The 1,552-nt window shown below is 45.3% G+C and carries 1 protein-coding gene; it reads right to left on the bottom strand.

Annotated elements, in window-relative coordinates; all coding sequences use genetic code 11:
* Positions 1-233: 233 nt before the first annotated feature.
* Positions 234-1,552, bottom strand: a 1,319-nt coding sequence (locus tag KDK17_RS14125) for a hypothetical protein (protein ID WP_257288328.1), incomplete at its 5' end; no start/stop codon positions are given.

Raw genomic sequence — 1,552 nt, 5'->3', positions numbered from 1 at the left:
TTCTCCACCAATCTGACCATCCATGGTTAATCTCCCTACTGCTATCTGAAGGACTTAAATGAAACTGTTTTATAATTTGACCTTCAGATCGTACGAAAGTTTCATTTGGACAGTGGCTCGTTGCCATGGAAGGAAGTTACCCATCTCGAAAAATTTATCACGAACAAACTATGAGTCAGGAGGCTGACCGGGAATCGCGCTCATCCAGGCGACCCCGTAGCGGGGACGGCAGTCTATTCCTGGTCAACCTCCAGGTCAGTCGCCATCGAATTCAAATTCACGCTGTTCAAAAATTCTTCGGCAATGGTTGTCAGCTCACTGGATTTGAGCACCAGAGCGTTACTGGCGTTGAGTGCCTGCCGCAAGTAATCATCCTGAAGAGAGTCCAACAATTCAGAGCTCACAATATCAGACATCATGGCATACAGTTCTTCTGGTGAGGATGGATCATGAGCGCCATAGGAGTCCTCTTCGTTGTACCCAAAGATGGATGCCTTGGCCCAACAATAGGTTAGGCAGCCACCTTTCGAGTGTGTCAATCTATACAGATAATGACAGAAGGCCAGCTGAATCACCTGCTTGCATATTTCTCTAGTCTCATTCACAACACTTTGCTTCTCAAGGTAGATAAATTTTTCCGATGCTGTTGGCTCATTCCTGCATTGGTTTTTCTTTGTCTCATATTTATTGATGTCTTTCAGTAAATGCTTAAGTTGCGGAGCGTCCTCAAACGCTCGTTGAAACAGGGCTTCAGCCTTTTCCTCAATCAATGTGCCCCCCCAGGAAGGTTCCCCTGCGATAATCACCGGACGGTGGTTCCCCTTGCCTGAAATTAACCTCGGAAACGCGGGATGGTGGGCCAACATTCGCTCAACATTGGGAATACCCTCAGGTTCGTCCGTCCAGGCGTTCTGTAAGAATGGATTGGCAATATGATATTCAAGGGATGATGAAAAGCCATCATGACAATGACTGACGAATGGGGTATCACTATCTCTTTGTTGGAAGTTTTCATAAGCCATATGCAACAACTGACTATTGTTTTCCCTGGAAAAGAACTGCTTATACCACTTTTTCAAGCAATGAGCGGCTTCAACCTTGAGTTCATCGACGCTTTTCAGACGCACCAATAGCTCATGATGTTCACCGGCGTCTGCAATATAGTCCTCATCGGCCAGTATTGGATCCAGCCAACCCAATTTCAGGACTTCAAGGGCAAAGCGGATAACCGATGGCTTGGTCAGGTCACTCGCTGTCAGTATTTCTAACATTGAATAAAACCAATTGTGATCGCATAGGTCCTCCTGATCAATTATTTTTGGATGAAGTAACTTGAGTTGTTCAGTAATCTGCTCTTCATCACTATCGGACAATATTCGTGTCACCGCTTCCGATATCGAATCAAGTTGCATCTCGTAACAGCCCGATGCTTCTTTCCCCAGCGAGACGATTATTGAGACGGCCATAGAAAAACTGGTTAAATCTTTTTGCTCCCAAAGGTTCTTGACTATTTTGGAAATAATTAGCCTGGTATCTGGCAATGCGCTGTTTT

The organism is Endozoicomonas sp. SESOKO2, assembly GCF_024606245.1.
Lineage (GTDB): Bacteria > Pseudomonadota > Gammaproteobacteria > Pseudomonadales > Endozoicomonadaceae > Endozoicomonas_A.
Note: the sequence above shows the minus strand (reverse complement) of the source record. Positions and strands in the feature narration are given on the sequence as shown.